Origin of the sequence: Frondihabitans sp. VKM Ac-2883 (genome assembly GCF_015350875.1) — a bacterium.
GTDB lineage: Bacteria > Actinomycetota > Actinomycetes > Actinomycetales > Microbacteriaceae > Frondihabitans.
Map to the genome: position 1 here is coordinate 113,093 of NZ_JADKSF010000001.1, position 21,063 is coordinate 134,155.

General features: G+C 66.2%; 21 protein-coding genes and 1 tRNA gene. 9 read left to right on the top strand and 13 right to left on the bottom strand.

Going from position 1 to position 21,063, the window contains the following annotated elements; translation table 11 throughout:
• Window positions 1-152 precede the first annotated feature (152 nt).
• Window positions 153-4,013, top strand: a complete 3,861-nt coding sequence (locus ITJ49_RS00570; RefSeq protein WP_370544316.1) for an AAA family ATPase — start codon at window positions 153-155, stop codon at window positions 4,011-4,013.
• A gap of 3 nt (window positions 4,014-4,016) precedes the next feature.
• On the top strand, window positions 4,017-4,214 hold the full coding sequence (locus ITJ49_RS00575) for a hypothetical protein (protein WP_194600252.1): 198 nt from the start codon (window positions 4,017-4,019) through the stop codon (window positions 4,212-4,214).
• Window positions 4,215-4,247: 33 nt separating this feature from the next.
• Here the strand turns inward: ITJ49_RS00575 and mscL are convergent, their stop codons facing one another.
• The 3 genes from mscL to ITJ49_RS00590 all read right to left on the bottom strand — a co-directional run bounded on the left by mscL (window position 4,248) and on the right by ITJ49_RS00590 (window position 5,795).
• Window positions 4,248-4,751, bottom strand: a complete 504-nt coding sequence (gene mscL / locus ITJ49_RS00580; protein WP_194600254.1) for a large conductance mechanosensitive channel protein MscL — start codon at window positions 4,749-4,751, stop codon at window positions 4,248-4,250.
• Between the two features lie 69 nt (window positions 4,752-4,820).
• A complete protein-coding gene (locus ITJ49_RS00585) occupies window positions 4,821-5,171 on the bottom strand; it encodes an FmdB family zinc ribbon protein (protein WP_194600256.1) in 351 nt (116 codons plus the stop codon).
• 42 nt (window positions 5,172-5,213) lie between these two features.
• A complete protein-coding gene (locus tag ITJ49_RS00590; protein ID WP_055963533.1) occupies window positions 5,214-5,795 on the bottom strand; it encodes a 5-formyltetrahydrofolate cyclo-ligase in 582 nt (193 codons plus the stop codon).
• 86 nt (window positions 5,796-5,881) lie between these two features.
• Here ITJ49_RS00590 and galU point away from each other — a divergent pair, with 86 nt between their 5' ends.
• The 6 genes from galU (at window position 5,882) to ITJ49_RS00620 (ending at window position 10,145) form a co-directional block, all read left to right on the top strand.
• Complete coding sequence (galU, locus tag ITJ49_RS00595; RefSeq protein WP_194600258.1) at window positions 5,882-6,781, top strand: UTP--glucose-1-phosphate uridylyltransferase GalU; 900 nt, start codon at window positions 5,882-5,884, stop codon at window positions 6,779-6,781.
• A gap of 81 nt (window positions 6,782-6,862) precedes the next feature.
• Entirely contained in the window at window positions 6,863-7,504 is a 642-nt protein-coding gene (locus ITJ49_RS00600) for a GNAT family N-acetyltransferase (RefSeq protein ID WP_370544317.1), read from the top strand.
• Window positions 7,505-7,576: 72 nt separating this feature from the next.
• Window positions 7,577-8,746 (top strand): hypothetical protein, encoded by a 1,170-nt coding sequence (locus ITJ49_RS00605; RefSeq protein ID WP_194600260.1) that lies wholly within the window; start codon window positions 7,577-7,579, stop codon window positions 8,744-8,746.
• A gap of 210 nt (window positions 8,747-8,956) precedes the next feature.
• Window positions 8,957-9,029 (top strand) — tRNA-Ala (locus tag ITJ49_RS00610).
• Between the two features lie 257 nt (window positions 9,030-9,286).
• Window positions 9,287-9,745 carry an Ltp family lipoprotein gene (locus ITJ49_RS00615; RefSeq protein ID WP_228513884.1) on the top strand — a complete coding sequence of 153 codons (459 nt, stop codon included), beginning with the start codon at window positions 9,287-9,289 and terminating at the stop codon, window positions 9,743-9,745.
• Between the two features lie 103 nt (window positions 9,746-9,848).
• Entirely contained in the window at window positions 9,849-10,145 is a 297-nt protein-coding gene (locus ITJ49_RS00620) for a hypothetical protein (RefSeq protein WP_194600264.1), read from the top strand.
• 54 nt (window positions 10,146-10,199) lie between these two features.
• Here the strand turns inward: ITJ49_RS00620 and ITJ49_RS00625 are convergent, their stop codons facing one another.
• The 4 genes from ITJ49_RS00625 to ITJ49_RS00640 form a co-directional block, all read right to left on the bottom strand.
• Window positions 10,200-10,646: a hypothetical protein gene (locus tag ITJ49_RS00625; RefSeq protein ID WP_194600265.1), complete on the bottom strand. Its 447-nt coding sequence runs from the start codon at window positions 10,644-10,646 to the stop codon at window positions 10,200-10,202.
• Window position 10,647: 1 nt separating this feature from the next.
• A complete protein-coding gene (locus ITJ49_RS00630) occupies window positions 10,648-11,061 on the bottom strand; it encodes a hypothetical protein (RefSeq protein ID WP_228513885.1) in 414 nt (137 codons plus the stop codon).
• Between the two features lie 74 nt (window positions 11,062-11,135).
• Complete coding sequence (locus ITJ49_RS00635) at window positions 11,136-11,654, bottom strand: hypothetical protein (protein WP_194600270.1); 519 nt, start codon at window positions 11,652-11,654, stop codon at window positions 11,136-11,138.
• Window positions 11,655-11,656: 2 nt separating this feature from the next.
• Entirely contained in the window at window positions 11,657-12,475 is an 819-nt protein-coding gene (locus tag ITJ49_RS00640; protein WP_194600272.1) for a D-alanyl-D-alanine carboxypeptidase family protein, read from the bottom strand.
• 60 nt (window positions 12,476-12,535) lie between these two features.
• Between ITJ49_RS00640 and ITJ49_RS00645 the strand changes: the two genes are divergently transcribed.
• Entirely contained in the window at window positions 12,536-12,718 is a 183-nt protein-coding gene (locus ITJ49_RS00645; protein ID WP_194600275.1) for a hypothetical protein, read from the top strand.
• A gap of 6 nt (window positions 12,719-12,724) precedes the next feature.
• Here the strand turns inward: ITJ49_RS00645 and ITJ49_RS00650 are convergent, their stop codons facing one another.
• Genes ITJ49_RS00650 through ITJ49_RS00675 form a run of 6 tightly spaced genes read right to left on the bottom strand, consistent with a single transcriptional unit; the run spans window position 12,725 to window position 21,063 of the window.
• Complete coding sequence (locus ITJ49_RS00650) at window positions 12,725-13,408, bottom strand: hypothetical protein (protein WP_194600276.1); 684 nt, start codon at window positions 13,406-13,408, stop codon at window positions 12,725-12,727.
• Window positions 13,409-13,418: 10 nt separating this feature from the next.
• Window positions 13,419-14,291: a hypothetical protein gene (locus tag ITJ49_RS00655; protein ID WP_194600279.1), complete on the bottom strand. Its 873-nt coding sequence runs from the start codon at window positions 14,289-14,291 to the stop codon at window positions 13,419-13,421.
• Window positions 14,288-15,370, bottom strand: coding sequence for a hypothetical protein (locus ITJ49_RS00660; protein ID WP_194600281.1), 1,083 nt, complete (start codon window positions 15,368-15,370; stop codon window positions 14,288-14,290). Before ITJ49_RS00660 ends, ITJ49_RS00655 begins: the two co-directional genes overlap by 4 nt.
• 29 nt (window positions 15,371-15,399) lie before the next feature.
• On the bottom strand, window positions 15,400-16,287 hold the full coding sequence (locus ITJ49_RS00665; protein WP_194600283.1) for a hypothetical protein: 888 nt from the start codon (window positions 16,285-16,287) through the stop codon (window positions 15,400-15,402).
• Between the two features lie 13 nt (window positions 16,288-16,300).
• On the bottom strand, window positions 16,301-17,464 hold the full coding sequence (locus ITJ49_RS00670) for an SGNH/GDSL hydrolase family protein (RefSeq protein ID WP_194600285.1): 1,164 nt from the start codon (window positions 17,462-17,464) through the stop codon (window positions 16,301-16,303).
• Window positions 17,465-17,517: 53 nt separating this feature from the next.
• Window positions 17,518-21,063: a tape measure protein gene (locus ITJ49_RS00675; RefSeq protein ID WP_194600287.1), complete on the bottom strand. Its 3,546-nt coding sequence runs from the start codon at window positions 21,061-21,063 to the stop codon at window positions 17,518-17,520.

Genomic DNA, 21,063 nt, shown 5'->3' on the forward strand with positions numbered 1-21,063 from the left:
TTATGCATTATGCGAAAGATGCTCGACTCTGTGTGCGCAGCATCGACGAGTTATCACGTCGCCTCGCACAAGCCCTCGGCGCAGGAGTCTCGTCTGACGAAAAACAGCTCGTCCTCCCCACATTCCCGGGTCGCACCGCTTAAGGTCGATATGTGTGGCGTCTCGACAGTACTGACGGCGACGGCGACGGAATCGACTCCGGTCTGCCGCCCCTCTCCGACTCGACCCCGGGGTCGAGCCAGACTCAACCGCACACCCTGAGTCTCGGCGATCCCTCCCTCGCGGTCGGGAACGTCGCCGACCCGGTGTGGGAGGGCTGGCGGGCCCGCCTCGATGCGGTCGGCGGTGAATCCACCCTTCTGCATTTCCGTGACGCGCCCCGCACACGCATCGAGCTGAGCACGACCCACCCCGGCGGCCTCGCGCAGTTCATCACGGGCAAGACGACGCTGCTCTCCAGCCTCATCCGCGACGACCTCGCCCTTCGCACAGCCCGAATCGCCGCGGGCGAGATCGCCGCCAAGGGCCTCGAGCTGGCCACCGTCCGCGGCATCGACGCGGTGCACCTCGCCATCGGCATCGCGCAATGGGTGTTCGCCGGCGATACCTTCCGCGCCCCTCTCCTTCTGCGCCCCCTCGCGATCCGCCGTCACGGACGTGACTTCGAGGTCAAGCTCCTGGGCGCCCCTTTCCTGAACCCGGCGCTGGCCGATGCGCTGCACGACCAGTTCGGCATCACGCTCGACGCACCGGCCTTCGTCGCGCTCGCCGACCGCGAGGGATCCTTCACCCCGAACCCCGTCATCGACCGTCTGCGCGGACTGACCGCTCACCTCGACGGCTTCACCGTGCAGCCCCGACTCGTCGTCTCGACCTTCGCCGCGGTCTCCGACGCCATGGTCGAAGACGCGGGCGACCTCTCACACCTCGTGCTCGACGCCCTGGCGGGCAACCCCAGTGCCCAGCAGCAGATCCGGTCGTCGTACCGCCCGGTCTCGCCGACTCCGCAAGACGAGCGGAGCCCCGAGACCGACACTCTTCTTCTCGATGCCGACACCGAGCAAGAGAACGTCGTTGCGCAGATCACCGCCGGCAACTCCGTCGTGGTCAAAACGCTTCCGGGCACCGGTGGCACCCAGACGATCGTCAACACCATCGGCACGCTGGTCGCACAGAACAAGCGCGTGCTCGTCGTCAGCGCCCGCCGAGCCACGCTCGGGGCCATCTCGTCGCGCCTCACCGAGATCGGCCTGAACGGTGTCGCCGTCTCTCCGACCACGCTGCGCCGCGATGTGATCCGAGCCATCGGCCGCAACGAGAAGGCCAAGCAGCCCGGCATGGCCGAGGTCGACGACGCTCTCGTGCGCCTGCGCCGGGTGCTCGTCGACTACCGCGGTGCACTCAGCCGCAAAGACCCGGTGCTCGGCGTCTCGGTTCTCGACTGCCTGACCGAGCTCGCGCGTCTCGCGCTGCTCCCGGCCTCCCCGGCGACCACCGCCCGGTTGAGCCGCAAGAGTGTCGAGTCCATGGTCGAGGGCCGCGGTCGGGTCGCCGAGACCATGGTCAACGCGGCCAACCTCGGCGAGTTCCTCTACGGGCCGGGCGACTCGCCCTGGTACGGCGCGCGGTTCGACGACGGCGCAGGATCCGGGCCCACCGCCGGCCAGGCCCACCAGCTGGCCAAGAACCTCTTCCATCGTGACGTGCCGCACCTGCTCGAGCGGGCGAACGAGGTCGTGGGCGCGACGCGCATGCGTCCCTTCGTCAGCATCCACGAACTCGGCATCTACCTGCGCCTACTCGCCGACGTCCGCGACACCCTCGACAAGTTCCTCCCCGTCGTCTTCGAGCGCAGCGTCGCCGAGCTCGTTGAGGCGACCTCGGGGCGTCGCGACGGGCAGATGTCCGGCGGAGATCGCCGCCGTCTGAAGAAACTCGCCCGTGAGTACGTGCGGCCGGGCATGCACGTCGCCGACCTCCACGAGGCGCTCGAACGCGTGCAGCAGCAGCGCATCCTGTGGCAGCGCTACGTCGCTGCCGGCACCCCGCCCGAGGTGCCGACCGGAGTCACCGACACCATCTCGCTCTATCGCCACGTCGCCGACGACCTGGCGCAGCTCGACAAGCCGCTCGGGCTCGCCGGCGAAGACCTCCTCGAGGCCATCGGCATCGACGAGCTGCAGCAGAAGCTCGAGGTCCTGGCCGCCGACAGCGACGTGCTCGGCAACCTGCAGGAGCGCACCGAGCTCATGACGACTCTGCGCGACCTCGAGCTCTCGCCGCTGATCACCGACCTCGCCAACCGGCACGTGCCCGAAGCGCAGGTCGCCGCCGAGCTCGAGCTCGCCTGGTGGCGCTCCGCTCTCGAGTCGCTCCTCGAGGCCGATCGGGCACTGCTCGGCGCCAACACCGGCATGCTCGACCGGCTCGAAGCAGACTTCCGTCTCGTCGACGAGGCGCACGCCGCCGGAAGCGCCCAGTCGCTCGGATGGCAGCTCGCCGAGAACTGGAAGCTCGGTCTCGTCGACTGGCCCGAAGAGGCCGCGCAGCTCAAGCGTCTGCTGCAGCACCCGAACGTCTCCAGTCGCATGCTGCAAGACGCCGCCCCGCACCTCTCACGCTCGGTCGCACCGGTGTGGATCGCCTCTCCCTACGAGGTGCACCGCATCGCCGACACCGTGCCCTTCGACACGGTGATTCTCGTCGACGCCGGGGCCACGACCCTCGCCGAGAACGTCGGCGCGATCCGCCGTGGCAAGCAGACCGTCGCATTCGGCGACCCCGTGACCGAGACGCCGTCCGACTTCTCGATCGCGATCGTGCCGTACGTCGACGAGACGCCGAGCCGGGTGTCGAAGCGCGCGCCGTCGGATCCTGATTCCGGTGACGACTTCGACGCCGTCGCGACCGCCGAGTCCCGTCTCGAGCAGCTGCACGAAGAGTCAGCCCTCGCCCGGCTGTCGACGCTACTGCCCACCCTGTCGCTGACCCGCAGCTACCGCGCCGGCGGCGAAGACCTGGCCGAGCTCGTCAACCGACGGTTCTACGGCGGCCGCATCGAGTCGCTGCCCTGGGCGGGCAGCTTCCTCGGGCACGGCAGCATCGCCCTCGACTACGTGTCGGGCGGCACCGCGGTGCCCGACCCCGAGTCGGGCGCCGTCGAGAGCGTCGACGCCGAGGTCGACCGCGTCGTGGCCCTCGTGCTCGAGCACGCCCGGTCTCGCCCCGCCGAATCGCTGATGGTCATCACCGCCAGTGCGAAGCACGCCATCCGCGTGCAGCAGGCCGTTCTCACCGCGGTGAGCGGCCACAAAGACCTGACGGAGTTCGTCATCGGCGATCGCCGTGAGCCCTTCGTCGTCGCGACCCTCGAGCAGAGCGTCGCGCAGAGCCGCGACCACGTCATCTTCTCGATCGGCTACGGTCGCACACCTCATGGCCGTGTGCTGAGTGACTTCGGCTCGCTGGGTCAGCCCGGCGGCGAGCGGCTCCTCGCGGTCGCCATGACCCGGGCCCGCCGCTCGATGGTGATCGTCACCTGCTTCCAGCCGTCGCACATCGATGCCGACCGCATGGGTCACGGCACCGTGGCGCTCTCCGAGATCCTCAGCGAGGTGCAGGTCCGCACGGCGGCCGAGCATGTGCCCGACGACTCCGATCCGATGCTCGTCGACCTCGCCCGTCGGCTCGAGGCCAGGGGGATCCCCGTCGCTCTCGGGCACCGCGGCAAGCTGGGTCTCGTCTGCGCGAACGACGGCGTCTGCGTCACCATCGAGACCGACTCGACGCTCGTCGCGTCGAGCCTGCGCGAGTCGTTGCGCGAGCGGCCCGAGATCCTCCGCCGTCTCGGCTGGCACTACGTGCGTGTGCACGCCTTCCAGCTGTTCACCGACCCCGATGCCGTCGCGACTCGCATCGCCGACGTGCTCGGAATCGGGGCGACGCACACGCAGCCGGTGCCCATCCAACAGGCACCGGTCGTGGGGGCCCGCTCGCACGTCAACCACGCCTGAGCCATGGCCGACGACGACCTTCAGGATCCCGCGGCATCCCCGCAGGCCACCTCTCCCGTGCGCGGTCAGCGTCGCTCCGGCCGCCGTGTGACCACCGACCCCGCTCCCGGATCCGACCCGAACCCGGCCCCCGCCGACCGGCGCCGCGATTCGGGCGACAACGACTCGCGACTCAAGGCCGACAAGCCTCCGCACTGGTAGCGCGTCGCTTCGACAGCGAGACGAACCGCCCTGCTAGGCCGAGGGCATCCCGGGGACGCCCGTGGTGCCGGTGGCCGTCGGGGGAGCGACGGGGGCCGCGTGCGACCCGTGCGTGTCGCCGAGCGAGGTGTTCTGCGCGCGGAGCAGGTCGCGGATCTCGCTGAGGATCTCGACATCGGTCGGCGGCACCTCCTGCGGCTTGCCCTCGTCTTCCTTCTGCTTGGCGAAGGCGCGCTTGAGGAGGCCGTTGACTGGGAGCACGAGGCAGAAATATACGACGGCGGCGATGATGATGAAGTTGATCAGGGAGCCGATGACCGCCCCGAACTTGAGGTCGGCGCTCTCGCCGCCCACGGTCGGGATGCTGACGATGAGCGTCTTGTCGAGCATCGACGCGTTGAAGAGCGCGCCGATCAGCGGGTTGAAGATGTTCGTCACCAGCGACGTGACGATCGCGGTGAAGGCCGCACCGATGACGACCGCGACGGCAAGATCGATGACGTTGCCGCGCAGGATGAATTCTTTGAAGCCCTTCACGGGTACTCCTCTGGGTCGACGGAAAAGACGTGAATCATCGTCGACTCAACCAGATCGAGCGTATCGGTGCTACTTCGAGGGCGTCGAACCGCCCGAGGAGCCCGACCCGGAACCCGAACCAGAGGAGGCGGGCTTCGAGGGCGCTGAGCCGGTGCTGGAGGTCGTGCCGGACGAGGATCCGTCGGATCCTGCGCTCTTGCTCGGTGTCTTGGGCGAACCCGACCCCGATCCCTCGGACGGCTTGGCGCGCGAGTCGGTGCGGTAGAAGCCCGACCCGTTGAAGGTCACGCCGACGGCGGAGAAGATCTTGCGGAGCTTGCCCGAGCAGACGGGGCACACCGTGAGTGAGTCGTCAGAGAAAGACTGCTGGATGTCGAACGCGTTGCCGCACTCGGTGCAGCGGTAGCTGTAGGTGGGCACAGGACCTCGGAGCTTCGGGGGAAAGAGAAGAGTGGAGCGGAATCAGAACCGGACGATGCCGGAAGGGGTGACGACACCGTCGACGGGCTGGTCGTGCCGCTCGCTCGGCACAGACTCGACGTACTCGGAGTCGAACACCACAGCATAAACCGGCGGGCGCTTCTCCATCGATCCGAGCGTCTTGTCGAAGTAGCCCTTGCCCCAGCCCATGCGCATGCCGGTGTGGTCGATCTGCGCAGCCGGAACGATGATCAGGTCGACGTCGTTGATCGCCATCGGACTCAGCACCTCGCCGATCGGCTCGGGCAGGCCGAAGAGACCCTCGGTCTCGGATTCGAAGTCGGTCGACACCGCCCAGTCGAGCAGCCCGTCTTCGCGGGTGATCGGGTAGAGCACCCGGATGCCGCGGTCGTGTGCCCAGTTGAGGAATGGGCGCGTATTGGGCTCGAACGAGGCCGAGAGATACGCCGACATCGAGGTGATCCCGAGTTCGGTGGCGAGGCCGATGAGGTGCTCGGTCAGCGCCTCGGTCGACGAGTCGGCCTCCGTGTCGGTCATCATGCGGCGCCGGGAGCGCAGTTCTTTTCGGAGGGCTCGTTTGGCATCGGACACCAGATCGGTCATGCCCGCAATCGTAACCGCCCGGTCGAAGACGACCGGAGACCAAACTTAACCGCTCCGTAACGCAGGAAATAGATACGCTGAGCGGCATGGGTTTCACGATTTCTAAAGCCGTCATTCCAGCAGCAGGGTTGGGCACACGCTTTCTTCCCGCAACCAAAGCCATGCCAAAGGAGATGCTCCCCGTCGTCGACAAGCCGGCGATCCAGTACGTCGTCGAGGAGGCCGTCTCGGCCGGCCTCACCGATGTGCTCATGATCACCGGTCGTAACAAGAACGCGCTCGAGAACCACTTCGACCACGTGTCGGAGCTCGAAGAGACGCTTCGCAAGAAGGGCGACCACGAGAAACTCGCCAAGGTCAACCAGTCGACCGACCTCGCCGACATGCACTACGTGCGCCAGGGCGACCCGCTCGGCCTCGGCCACGCCGTCCTCCGAGCCTCCATGCACGTGGGCCGCGAACCGTTCGCCGTCCTGCTCGGTGACGACATCATCGATGCGCGCGACCCGCTGCTCAGCCGCATGATCGAGGTCCAGGGCCAGAAGAACGCCAGCGTCGTGGCCCTCCTCGAGGTGCCCGAGTCGATGACCCACCTCTACGGTGTCGCCACGGTCGAGAAGACCGACGACGACGACGTCGTGAAGATCACCGGTCTCGTCGAGAAGCCCCCGCAGGGCGAAGCCCCCTCCAATCTCGCGATCATCGGCCGCTACGTGCTGCGCCCCGAGGTCTTCGACGTGCTCGAGAAGCAGGCGCCCGGCAAGGGCGGCGAGATCCAGCTCACCGACGCTCTCGAGAAGATGGCTGCCGCCGAAGAGTGGACCGGCGGCGTGTACGGCGTCGTGTTCCGCGGGCGCCGATACGACACCGGTGACAAACTCGACTACATCAAGGCCATCGTGCAGCTCGCGAGCGACCGTGACGACCTCGGCGACGACCTCAAATCGTGGCTGATCGATTTCACGGCGGGCCTCGAAAAGGCCTGACCCGGGCCTGACGACAACCCGGACACCACGTGGGTGCGGCCCTGACAGGGGCCGCACCTCCCGAGAACCATTGGCAACCAAGTGACGACCATCCCCACGCTGGTGTCGGGGCGCATCGGAATCCGACCCCTGCGGCTGCGGGACGCACGCGACCTCGATCGGGCGCTGGCGGAGAACCGCTCCTGGCTCAGGCAGTGGGAGGCCACGAACCCGCACGGCTTCACGACGATCGACGTGCGGTCGAGCATCCGCTCGTTGCAGACCAATGCGCGCGCGGGCCTCGGTCTGCCGTTCGCCATCGAGCTCGACGGGCGCTTTGTCGGTCAGCTCAACGTGTCGGGGATCACCTACGGCTCGCTCGCGTCCGCGACGATCGGCTACTGGGTCACCCAGTCGGCCGCCGGCCACAACGCCACGCCCACGGCCGTCGCGCTGGCCACCGACTACTGCTTCCAGCGCCTCGGACTGCACCGGATGGAGATCTGCATCCGACCCGAGAACGGCCCCAGCCTCCGCGTGGTCGAGAAGCTCGGTTTCCGCTACGAGGGCCTGCGTCGCCGCTACATCCACATCAACGGCGAGTGGCGCGACCACTTCTGCTTCGGGTTGGTCTCCGAAGAGGTCTCCGAGGGGGTCCTGCGCCGCTGGCACGAGGGCCGGATTCCTCCGGGCCAAGGATCCGTGCCCCCCGACGCTCTCGACGAGGCCGCTCGCAGCTACTAGTTCGGCAGTGGCGGCTCGACACACCCCGCGATCAGCCGGGTTGGCGCGCACCGCCCTCCTACCCTTGCCAGCATGGGAATCGGGTCGTGGGGTGGAGGCATTGTCCTCGGGCTGGTCGCAGTGCTCTGGCTGGTCTACCTGATCCCGTCGTGGGCGAAACGTCAGCAGTACCTCGCCACCGAGCGCAACGCGGTGCGCCTGCAGCAGACGCTGCGCATTCTCGCGCAGACCGCCGAGCTGCCCGAGGAGGTCCGCGTGGAAGCCAACGCCAAGTCGGTCGCGACTGCGCAGAAGATCCTCCGCTCCGAGGAGTCGAAGCGCGAGGCCATCCGCCGCGCTCAGGAGGCAGCCCGACAGCGTGCGGTCACCCGTGAACTCGCCGCGACCGCTCCCGTTCTCCGCGCCGCCGACGCCGAACCGGCTCTCGCCGCGCGTCGTCTCCGTCGCACCCGCCTCGTGTCGACGCTCGTGCTCGTCGCCTCTCTCATCGCCTTCGTGGCCGGCATCGTCGGCCTTCCGTCGACGTGGCTCCTCCTCGTCGCCGGCACCATCGCCGGAGCGGGCTCGGTCGTCATGCTCGGGCAGTTGTCGGCGGTGTCGCGCGCCCGTGCACGCCGAGCACGAGTCGCGCCCGCGGTGACCGCTTCGGCGACTCCGGTGGCGCAGGCGTTCCACGACTTCGCCCCGTCGCAGGCGACGGACGGGGTCGTGGCCGAAGCGCAGGATCCTTCGGGGTCGCGTTCCGAGACCGCATCACGACAGTGGACGCCCGTCGCCCTGCCCCGCCCCCTCTACCTGCGACGGGGCTCGGCGCGCGCGCTGGCTCGCTCGGCAGCGGTCGCGGGCAGTGCGACGAACGCGGCCGACGCCGCCGCTTTGCAGGAGGCCGCGGCCGCTTCGGCGGAGGCGCTGCGTCAGGAGCAAGCTCTGCGCCAGGAGCAGGAGGCCGCGAGCCAGGATGCCCAGCGCGAAGCTCTGCGCGAAGTGGCGCGGGCGGAAGCGGCGCTGCAGGCGCAGCGGTCGGCGCGGTCGGCTGGCTCCGTTGGGTCGGCTGGGTCGGACGGCTCGGCCCGGGATGCGCCGGTTGTTGCGGCGGTTGCCGCGGATCCTGAGCCTGCTGTTTCGCCTGCTGCCGAAGCACCCGCTGCCACGAGCCGTTTCGCGCGCATGGGCTTCTACGACGAGGGCGAGATCGAGCAGCTCAGTCTCGATGACGTTCTTCAGCGTCGTCGCGCGGTCTGACCTTTCGCGCTGACACCGCTTTCCGGTCGCGGCACCGCGTTTCGGTGGCGACGCCGCCCTTCGGCGGTGTCCTAATCTAATCGCGGTGTCGTGGGCGCCTTCGCTGACGTGAGGCTGGCCCGCCTCGGTCGAGCCGCTGCCGGACTGGATGGCGCCTGCTGACTGTGTCGGTAGCGCCGCCGACGGGGTGATATCGTTGAGGAGCAGTTTGGGGCTATGGCGCAGTTGGTAGCGCGTCTCGTTCGCAATGAGAAGGTCAGGAGTTCGAATCTCCTTAGCTCCACCCTCAGAGGCCAGATTCCGAAAAGGATCTGGCCTCTTTGCCTTTTCCTTGGTGTAGCCGAGAGTGTAGCCCGGCGTCAGAATGGCCCCATTCGGGCCACTGCATAGTCGCCTGTTCTGAAGCTAGAGACTTCAATTCGCCGAAAGTAAGCCCATAGCTAACGCATCTCTTGGGCCCGCGCTACCCAGAACGGGGGCCACTGCGTTTCCGAACGAGTCCGTATGCTTGCCGACGATCACAACCCGAGGGGAACCCGAATGAAGAAACTCAGCATCGCCGCCGTCGTCCTAGCGTCGGCCCTTGCTCTGACCGCGTGCAGTACCGACGCGGGAACGACTAGCACGAAAAGCGACACCGCATCATCGGCCGCAAAGGCGACACAGAAGCCCGCCGGGAAGTCGCTCACCGCCAGCCAGGAGCAGGCTCTTGTCGCCGCGAAGAACTACCTGGCGCTGGGAACTGGCTTTAGCAAGCAGGGTCTCATCGACCAGCTGTCGTCATCCGCCGGCAGCGGCTTCTCCGTGAAGGACGCCACCGTGGCGGTAAAGGCTGCGAACGTGGACTACAAGAAGCAGGCCAAGCTCGCCGCGAAGGCCTACCTGGACCTCGGCACGGGTTTCTCCCACGCGTCAATGGTGGAACAGCTTTCGTCCACCTCCGGGAACAAGTTCACGCCCGAGCAAGCCGAGTTCGGGACAAAGGCGGTCGGCCTCTAACCCACCCGGGAATACCGCAGCGCCCCCACGACCGCATCACGACGCCGTGGGGGCGCTGCCATGCGCCCGGGGACTGTCGGCGGCTCATGCGAGGATCCTCCGCATGGGAGTTTCCGGACCGTTCAAAGGCAGCCGTGCTGAGTGGTTCGCCGCGAACGGGTGGCGGCATGTCCTCCACGCACAGGCCAGCCGATGGGATCTCCGGGAGTACCCCGACCAGGTGCCGGCGCGGTGGACGATCACGCGCTCGAACGAGCTGATGAAGTCCGAGGCACGCATCTTCCCGTCGTCGAGCGGCGGATGGGTGCTCGACCCGGACGCTGACTTTCGTGGTGCACCCGTTGACAGATTCCCCGATCCCGGCGCCGCGTTCGCCTGGTGGGTGGCGCAGCAGCCCTGAACGCACGAAAGCCCCCACCGATCCTCATATCTGAGGTGGTGGGGGGCTTCGCTTTTACGTGGGTAGGAACCGGGGCGGGCGGGGCCTCGTTGCTTCGAGCGCTGAGGGGATGACGTCGGCGAGAAGCGCGGCGTCGTGCTCGTCGGGGAGGGGCATGTCGATGTCATGTTCCGCGAACTTGTCCATCAGGCGGACGACCCACCGGGCCAGGGCCGTCCTAAATTTCCGGTCGTTCTCCCCGCGGTCGGCGAGCTCCTTTCTGAGACCCGCGACCTCGAGCCGGTAGGCCTTGACTTCCTCGGCGTATTGCCTGTTCGAGTCGAGGACATCGCGAACGAACAACCCCGGGTCGGCCATGTACCGGTCTTCGGCTGCCTGGTCTTCTTCACTGACTTCGCTCTCCCGCTCGGTCTGTTTCTTGTTGATCTGCCGGAGTGTGACAAGCCCGGCGATCGCCGCCGTGACGATCGACGAGATCGCAACGATCGCGGTCTTGAGCACGTCAGGATCGAGCACGTGTGACCGCCTTTCGTGCGATCTCGCCGGTCAGGTCGCGGATCCGCCAGACGACGGTGACGAGACGCAGGGCGGTGAAGATCAGCGTCAGGATCGACGTTGGTGATCCACCGATGATGTAGAGCCCGGTGGCCGCGATGTAGATGAGCAACCCGACACCAACGATGAACTCTCCGACCATCTCCACTTTCTCGTGGATCAGCGCGAGCCCGAGCAGGCTGAGTAGTGAGCCGACGAAAGTGGTGACGGCCCACGCAGGCGAGAACCACTGCACGGTGAAGTCGGCCACCACTTTCGAGCCGACGAAGTACGACGAGATTCCAAACAGGATCAGGCCGATGTAGACGCCCGGTAGGACGACCGTGTAGAGCGAGCGATACCGGACCGGCACGAGTGGCATTGCGTCTTTCGACCAGATCGTCCTAGGTGAGTCTTTGCTGAGGTGTGACATGGCTCCCCCTGAGAGCTCGAGGGTCAGAGCGAGCCGTCTTCGTCTTTGGATGCCGCGGCCACGAGCTCTGCGACGGACGAGGACGCTTGCACGGCATGATCTTCGGTCTCGACCTCGGCGACGGGAAGGGTCGAGACGTCGAACGCGCCGTCCGCCGCGGCGGGTGCCACCTGCGGGTCGACTCGGATGGCGACGCCGAGCTGCGCGCCGATGGCCTTGATGAGGCCGACGATGACGAGCAGGATCTGCGGGCCGGTGATGTGCCCGACGATCGCGAAAGGCAGCACGAGAGCGACGGCAGTTGTGACGAGCTCGACGCCGGTCTTGAACGCTCCCTGCCATTTCGTGTCCACGAGAGGCAGGAAGTAGGTCGACCCGGTGCCGACCGCGAGGGCGACGAGCTGCAGGATGACGACGAGGTTGAACGGGCCGGTCGCGGCCGCGGTCTGCACTGCGCCGAAGACGAGGACGGCGAACGAGATCAGCGCGGGTGCGTAGCGCTGCCCGATGGTCTGAATGGTGGTGGCTTCGTGGTCGGCCATGGTTACTTCTCCTTCTTGGGGGCGGTGCCCTCGTACAGGGCTCGGGCGCGGTTGGCGAGGGTGCGGAGCAGGCCGGACGCGGAGTAGGTCTTGCCGTCGACCTTCGCGCTGAACTTGTAGCCCCAGACGAGGGCTCCGACGCCGGCGGCGAAGGCTCGGACTTCTTCGAGCGTCTTTAGGGCGCGCTCGTTCGCTTGATTGGCGTTTACGCGCGCAGCGGCGGCGTCGTCGGCCGCCTTCACGTCACGTTTGCGGTCGGCGTCTGTGTACATGTCGTCTTCCTCTGAATCGATGGGAATGAACGGGCCGGTGCCGGCGCCGCTGATGGTGGTGGTGACGCGGGACAGATCCCACTCTTGATGCCAGGGCTCGCCGAAGCTGATGCCGGTGTTGAGCCAGCCGAAGACCTTGGCGACCGCTACCCAGACCAGGTGCGCGGTGCTGCCGAACGAGCTATTGACGCCGGACCAGATGTCGACGGCTCGCCCGTACCCGTGAATCGAGGTGCCCGGCACGGCCGCGGTCGAGGCGCCGGCGTTCTTGACCCACCAGGATCCGTCCCACCAGACCGCGCCAAGCCGCCAAAACAGCTTTCGGGTGTAGCGGGCACGGAAGATCGCGACCTGCGTCGTGTAGGGCCTGTAAGCCTCCTCGACCCACAACGCGACACCGGCCCCGTGGAAGAACGCGAGAGCCGCGGCGATCAGGTAGGGCAGGACATCTCGAGCGATGTACTGGTCGCCGTTGGTGTGGAGGCTCTCGGATTGGGGGATCTTGACAACGTCGACGCCGAGTTGCGCCTGACCGTTACTGAATGCCATGGAGGCTCCTTAAATGGCGAAAGCCCGCGCGGAAGCGGGCAGGCGAGCTACAGTGTGCGAATGGAATCACCCATTGCGCGGCTTGCGCGGCGGATCGTCGAGGGCCCACCGCGCGGCGAACGTGTGTGCGGCGGGTGCGGCAAAGAGCTAAGCGCCGAGCAGGAAGACCTCTGGGATCCGCACTATCGGAAGTACGTCTGCAGCGTTCGGTGCGAGAACTTCGTCTGGGCGGATAACTTCTAGGCCGGGCTAGGCGGGGCTGACAAACGCGATCATGCCGACCGGATCCGCCGTGAAATTTAGTGACGCTTGCGTGTTGTCCGTACGGTTTTGTACGAGCTGGAAGTAGATCACGTCCCCGGCATCTGCGAAGAAGATTGGGGCGGCCGCTCCAACGGGGAGGGTGGCGGTGTCCGATGCGCGCGTGAAGTACGGGGTGGAGCTGACCGGGCGCCCGCCAGCGATAGCCGTCATTCGCCGGGATCCGCCCATGGCCCCATCGAAGATCCCCGAGCCGGATGCTGCATAAAGACCCCTCAGGGGCGCAATAAATGCATCACCGATGCCGTTCAACTGACGAACGAACCCGCCCGATGCCGTGTAGCTCGCCCACCTGACGGTTGCCGCGGTTCCGTTTGGGACCGACTGAGCCCTCCCTCCGACAAGGTCGACTCGGGGAGCCACGCCACCTCGCCTTTGCCAAAGGCCTGCAGTGAAAACGAGCGTTGCCTTCAAAGTAGTGTCGTGCCAAGCCAACCCTTCCCACGCCAGGCCAGAGTTCGTGAACGTGTTACGTTGCGCTGTCGTGCCGGCTCGAGTGTTCCCCACGTCTGCGGCGTATTGGCCGAGTTCAGTGAGGTCCGCCGCGTCGTCGGGCGGGTTGTTGCTGTCGTAGGTCGGTTGACCTTTGTCGCCGGTGCCTTGACGGGCCATGAGGGGGCTCCTAGTAAATCGAGGTGAAGCGCAGCCGGCCGGAACCGGGATCTTGCGCCAGGGACTTGAACTTGGCTGGGCCGCCGTGGAGCACCCCGATACCGCCGATATTCGTGGCGAGGAACTCACCGAAAGCGAGGGGAAGAGGCACCCAGGTGCCGTCGTCGACGGGGACGGCTGTGGTGTCCGTGATCACCGGTGGGTCGGTGGGCTTCGCGGCGTAGTCGTGCAAGCCCAGAACGGGGATGCCTGCCAGCTGGTCGGTGGCCACGAACAGCTCGACACCCTGAATGACGGCGTCGGCGAGCGTGTCGGTGATCTTCGAACCGTAGAACCAGGCGCCGACCGACGATGGTGCCGCCCACACTTGCGGTTGTGTCCAGCCCGTCCATGCCGCCGTAGAGCCCGAACCGGCGTCGAGGGCGGTGAATGTGTCGATGTGCAGTCCGGGGACATCAGCGGGCGCGTCCGGCGGCGCGGTGACTGGTTTTGTGGTTGTGAGGACGCTCACGATGTGAGCACCTTCGGACCAAAGCAGTTTCACGGTCTGCCCGGACGACAAGGTCATGCCGGAACCGTAGGTGGCGGTCACCGAGCCGATGTCTGTGGAGACCGTGGCGAGGCCGCCAGTGACGTCCGTGATTGACCCAGTACCCGGCTTGGTGGTCGACGGGCCCAAATACCAAGGCGTTCCGTCGATGAAGAGCACGACGACGGCCTCTCCGACCTCGGGCCGGTAGTCCGTCGCTGGTTTCACGGGGATCCGCCCGCCACCGGTGTCGACGATCACGGAGCTGCCGTCCGTGGAGACGAACGTGCCGATATATGTCCCGATCGATGACTTTCCACTGAGAAGCTCGAGGACCTGCCTGCTGTCGTTCACTGCATCTCCAAGATCAGCTTCTGGGTGGCCCCGCCGTCCCGGTCGATGCTCTTGATCCGTCCGAGTGGTGTGCCTTCGGGGCGGACCACGTAGACGACGTCGCCGACCTCTCGGAGCGGGTTAAACTTCTCCGTCACCTCGAGGCGAGTAGCCCGGGTAGCGGAAACCTGCGCGAGCAGCTGCGGCGCCAACTTCTCCGCCTGAGCCGTCGTCGTGACGAGCTCGGATGAGTAGAAGTACGTCCGCCGGCCAAACGGGGTCCGGGGGTTCGACTTGGACGGTGCCGCCAGGGGCCCGCTGTCGAGCTGCGCGGTCGCGAGGATCTGCGTCTGCGAGTCGCTGGTGGCTCGGATGACGACGCGGTTGTAGACCTCTTCGCCCGACATTGACCGGGGCGCTTCGATGATCGTGCCCCGCTCTCCGGACCGCAGAGTGTCGACGGGTTCCGGCCATGCCGTCTGCCGCTGACCGAGGGTGCCGTCCGGCTTCATGTACGGGACCGCCGACAGCCCACCGATGAGGTCGTAGAGGTACTGCAGCCGGTCGGACTCGTAGGCGATCGACCGCGCGATCGGCGCGTCGGCGACGTCCTTCGTGAGCTGCAGTCCTGAGACTCGGTTCACTTCCCGGAATGTGGAGAGCAGCTGGGCCGGCGAGCCGGGGGCGTCGAACTGGTCGGCTTGCACGCCCTCCATCCGGTCCTGCAGGGTGAGCTTCACGACCGAGCCGACCGTGACGATCCGGTCGAGGAACGACGCCGTGCTGACGCTGATCTCCGGTGTTTCGGTGATCCGGTACCAGCCCATCGCGATCCGCTCGGAGAAGATCTCGCCGTCGCTGACGATCACGTACACGGCGAGCTCGGCGCCGAACGGTGCCAGTATGCCGCCGGCGTCTTCTGGGGCGATCGACTCGGCGAAGTCGTCCTGGTAGACGACCGTGCACGAGCCGGTGAACTGCACCAGCGAGTCCCCGTCGTCGGCGAACGCGGGCTCGCTGATGGGGAGGTTCTGCATGCGGCGGTCGCCGGCGTAGTAGAGATCTGCCATCCAGTACGTGGTGAAAGCGCCTTTGAGCACCTCTCGAAGGGTGGGAGATCCGGGACGCATTAGCCAGCCGATCCCGCGAGACTGTAGTCCGTATCGCGATAGAAACGAGTGAGGTACGCCGCATCCCTGGCCGCCCTGGTGGGGAAGGCCGCGTCGAGGTCGGCGCGGCGCACGGCAGGCCGAACGAGCCCTGCCGCGGGCGGCGACACCTCGTCGGCCGTGAACGAGAACTGGATGTCCTCGCCACCGGCGTGCACGTTGATGGCGTCCTCCGACATCTCGAAGTTGCCAGCGAAGAACGTGCGTGGGATCCGCATCGGCGGGGGCGTGCGAATGCACATCACCCCGACCTGGGACTGCTCGTACGTTCCAAGGACCGACTGCAGCTTGTCGGCATCCACGAACGAGGTCGTCAGAAACACGAACGGGACCCCGGTCAATCCTTGACGCGGCCCACCAATCCAGGTGGGTACGCGAGCACCCTCGGGGAGAACAGCGTCACCGTTGAACTTGCGGACTAGGCCGACAGCTGTCCCGGCCAGTGCATCCACACGGACCGCGAGAGTGGGGTCGAGCGGCTGGTGAATGCACGTCCCCTCGAACTCAAGTGTCACAATTGGGGACTGGGTGAACCCAAGAGACACGGTCGCGTCCACGTCGGAGAACATCTCAGCGCGATAGGAAGACGGCACGCCGTTCGGTGCCTCGTAGTCGATGACTGCGACAGCACCAAGCGCTGACACCTTCACTCCACCGCGAACGCGCATCGTGCGGCCGTCCGATACTCGGTAGATCGTCGCCGTCTTCACGGCCGAGTCCAGCTGAGTGAAGTTGACCTCGATCCGCGGGACGGGCGCCCAGTCTGTTCTGACGACGAGTTCCGTAGCGGCCCCCGACGCCGGGAACGTGCCCGTGCCGGGATACGTTTTCTTTCCGGGGAAGCTCATGGCGCTCCTGTCGTTACCTGGGGAGCAACGCGGCCAGACGCGCCTGACCCTTGACGAAATATCCGGACAGGTTCATGTGCGTGTTGTCGTTGGCGGCGAAGAAGCCCGCGTTGCTTGCAGCGGAGTAGCTGATGAATCGGCGTGCCACGTCCACGACGGTGCAGTCGCGGGCGACCGCGAGCTGGAACTTAGCGGCGTCGTAGTCGGCATAGTCGCTGTACTCGGTCGGGTTTGACGTCTCAATGAAGATGTCCGTCGCAGGGGTGAACTGGCTCAGCACATCTTCGAGGTTGGCTTTGAAGGAGGCCGGCGTGACATTGCCGTGCTGGTCGTTGATGCCGAGATTCATGAAGACGGCGATAGGGTTCAGCTGCGACGACACCGGGCCGTGGTTCCACGGCGAGCGTGCTTGCCAGTCGGAGCACGAGACCCCTTCGGCGGCCGTGTTGACGACGATGACACCCGTGTTCCGGAAGACGCCGATGTGGCCAATCCAGGTGGGGTTGCCGGTGGTGCTTTCGAAGTCGACCGTGTGAACGGCATCGGGGAGGTTGTCGACCTGAGCGAAAGTAGGGTTGGTCCCGACCGCAGCAAGATCCATCCAGGCGCCACCGTCAACTCGCCAGCGCGCTGCACCGTTCGCCATGTACTTCAACTGCGCGGACGTGCCCGGGCGAGTTGACGTGAAGGTGATCCGGTTCCCGGAAGCGTCGGACTCGAGGTACGGACTCTGGCCGAGAGTCACCCAGGCGCCTGTAAGGGAGATCCGTTCGTCGGTATGGACGTTGACCCCACCCTTGTTGGCCATGACGATCTCGCCCGCCACGGACACCCCGGCGCCGGCCAACGCAGAGGCAAGGAAGTCACGGCTCATCGACCCGGAGTTGTACTGAGACGTGGTGGAGTCGCCCGCAAGGACGATGATGACCTGCTGCAACCCGGCAGCAGCTTTGGCGAGACCGGCCGTCGCGCGGAACGTGTTCGTCGTCTTGCGGTTGAAGAGCATCCTGATGGGGTCGTACCCACCCGTCGTCGCGCCGGACGCGTCGAGGGCTGCCGGGCGCTCCTGACGCACGGCAGCCGCGATACCCGCTTCGATCTTCGTCAGCTTCGCCGCGGTGATCGGCGTGTTGCCTACCGCGTCGTCTTTCCAGACCGAGGGCTCGTACTGGCTCATGAGATGTCCTTCCATGGGCCAGCACGGCCCGTCGAACCGACACCAGGACGGCGTCAGCTTCTGTTCTTCTGCAGGCCAGTGCGGAGATCGACGATCTTCTTCTGGTCGTTCTGCTGAATGTGAATGTCGATCAAATCGCCCAGGGCCACGCCGGTCTTGTTTGTGACGTGCACCGTCAAAGGCGCCTGCGTGCTCCCCGTGTTCGGCTCCGCGCCCGGCGCGTAGGTCGGGAAGGGGTCGCTCACATAGGTGCTGCCCGAGCTGATCTGGCGGGCATACGACGACGTGTCCAAGGACGGCACATCGACGAGGTTCCCAACCGAGTCGGCGACAGCGGAGGCTGTGCTGTCGATTCCCTTGAGCAGGCCGGCGCCGATCTGCTGCCCCACTTCGAGCTCGAAGACCTTCGAGGGGGAGTGGATCCCCAGCATCTTCTTGATCTTGCCGACCAACTTCGTCGCGATGGACCCCATCGCGTCAGATAGCTCCTTGTCCTGAGATTTGAGCCCCTGGACGATGCCCTTCGCGCTGTCCACTCCCGCCTGGTATAGCGAGCGTGAAGTGGCCGTGCCAAGAGCCGACGCTGCGGTCGTGAGCTGCTTCTGCAGCGCCGCGACCTGGCGAATCTTTCCGCCACCCGCAGAGAGCAACGACTGGGCCATCGGGAGAGCATCCACGCCGGCCGCCGCAAACTGCGCGTAGGACGTGTCGTCGAGCCCTCCCTTGCGGAGCTTCGCGAGAACCGAGGCGAACTTTTTCGTGTCCGCGACCCGGGCCCGCAGGTTGTCGATCGCCGACGTTGCGGTGGAGAACTTAGTCACGTCACCCGAGTCGACGACTTTCGAAGCGACCGAGGCGGCGAAGTCGTTCCGTGTCTTCGTCGCGTCAGTCAGCTTCTGGCTGGCCTTCTTGATCTTGTCGGCGATCACGAGCCGCTGGGCGGCGAGCCGCTGCAGCTTCTTGTTGTCCTGGGTGATCCAGGACTGGATCGACTTGTTCTGGCGTGCCGACACGACGGGGGTTGAGATGGTCTTGTAGACCGCCTTCGTCGTCTTGGTCGCCGCCTTCACGAGCTTCTTCGTCACGATCTTGGTGTTGAAGCCGTTCGCGACCTTGTTCGAGAGGGACTGCATCGCCGAGGTGATTTGCTTGCTCGAGCCAGTGATGCCTTTCGCGAAGCCCTGCGTGACGAACTGACCGAGCGCCATCATGACCCGAGACGGCGAGTGGATCCCAAGCAGCTTCTTGACAACTGCCGGGATGCTGTTGACCACCCGGGACACGGCGGCGCCGAGGTTGCCAGCGATTCCCGTTACGCCGTTGATAAGGCCCTGGATGATGTTCCGGCCGATCTCGACAAGCCACGATCCTGCCCCGGAGAGAGCACCGAGAACCCCGGATTTCAGGTTGCTAACCGCGGTGACTACGCCACTGAGGGCGGTACGCACACCGGAAACCATCCCGCCGACGATGCTGACGACCCGGCCGACCGCCCCGGATACGATTCCGGGGATGGCGCCGAAGTTGCCGGTGAAGATGGCCTTGATGATGGCGAGTCCGGCCCCGATCACCGTCTTTACGATGCCGATGTTTCCGGAGACCACTGCGACGACCCCGGCGAAGACTGCACGGGCGATGGCGACGACGAAGTTGAGCCCGGCCTGCCACACCCCCCGGACCGCCATGACGCCAGCCGTGAAGATGGCCCTGACCAGGCCGAGGGCTCCGCGCACGACGGTAGTCACGATCGCAAGGTACGCCGAGGCATAGGCGGTGACAAAGGTCCACAAGCCTGTCCACAGGGCTGAAACCACAGCGATTCCAGCGGTGAAGAGGGCCTTGATGACCTCCCAAGCCGTCCCGAGGAACATGGTGAAGGCTGCCCACGCCGCCTGGCCGGCCTTCGTTTGGGTGAAGAAGTAGATCAGCCCGGCGACAAGCGCCGCGATTGCGACGATGATGATGCCGATCGGGTTCGCGGTGAGGGCAGCGTTGAAGAGCCACTGCGCTGCGGTAGCTGCCCCGGTTGCCACCGTCGAGGCGACCTTGGCCGCCGTCGAGGCGACCACAGCCACCGTGGCAGGCAGGCGGGCGATGAGGCCCTGCCTCTCCGCACCGGCGGCGAGCAGGGTGGCGTCGGCAAGAGCGTTGTTCGCTGCCGCCGAGGCAAAGAGCGCAGCGGTGCGAGTCACCTGCACGGGGATCGACGCCAGGGTGGCGATGTTCGCGGCCGCCTGGGCGGTCTTGTAGACCAAGAACGCGCCGGCGAGGGTGACGATGAGGGGCGTGAGGATCTCGGTGTGGTCTCCGAGGAACCCCAGAATGTCACTGAATGACTTGAGGATCGGCACAAGCAGCGGAAGGCCTGACGCGACGACCTGGCCGGCGGCGCCCGAAATGCTGCCGAGCCCCTTCGCGACCTGCAGGAAGAACGGCAGCAGCGGTTTGACGATGCTGCCGATGGTCCCGAGGGTCGCCGGGAACTTGCTCGCGTCGCCGCTTTTCATCGCCGAGAAGACACCAGCGACGCCGTCGTGGAGACCGATCAGGACACGCTCGATGCCCGCGACCTTGTCGAGGCCGAACAGCTGGGCGATATCGAGCCCCGAGCCGACTGCGGACCCGGATTGCAGAGTGCGGAACACACCCGCGATGCCCTTCACGACCTTGTCGAAGTCCAGCCGATCGATCCAGCCGGTGAGGCGCTGGATCCCGGTGGTTAGGGCGCCGTTGATCTTGTCCGAGTACGGCGTCAGAGACTTGCCTGCACGGTCGGTGGCGTTGGAGATCGCCTGGAAGAGCTTCGGGCCGCTTGCGACGCTGCCCTTGAGGAACTGGGCGCCCAGACGACCGAGGGCAGCCCCGACGTTCGCCATCGCGCCACGGTTCGTGTCGGCGGCTGACAGGGCGGCCCCGCCGATGTTTTCTTGGATGACCTTCCGGAAGGTGGCCGAGTCGACCTGCCCTTTTCGGACCATGTCGGACAGCTCGTCGGCGCTGACGCCGTATTCCTTCTGCAGCCACTGGAAGATCGGGATGCCCCGGTCGGCGAGCTGGTTGAGGTTGTCGGTGTAGACCTTCCCGGAGGTGGTGGTCTTGTTGATGATCGAGCCCATGTCGCTGAGCGAGGTTCCGGCGATGACTGCGGCGTCGGCAGTGAGCTTGAGGTACTTCGTGAGGTCCTGGCCCGGCTTGATACCGGCGGCGACGGCCGACGCGGCCACTCCGGCTGCGTCTCCGAGCCCGAACGCGGTCCCCTTCACGGAGGCGAGGGCGCTGTCCATGATCGTGGCGACCGATTTGCCGTCGTGGCCGAGCCCCTTGAGCTTTGCCTGAGCGTCCTCGATGTCGAGAAGACGACCGAGACCCTTCGTCGCCGCGACAGCGCCGATCCCGCCGACTGCCGCGGCGACACCGCCTCCGAGCACCTTTGCGGTGGTCTTGGCGATGCCGCCGACAGTTGACAGGAACGACTTCGAGAGGCCCTGGGAGATAGTCGCGCCGACGTTCTGGCCGTCGATCTGCGATGACAGCTTCGTTCCGAAGCCCTTGGCGGCCGGGATTACGCTCACATAGGCGACAGCAGACTCAGACGACAT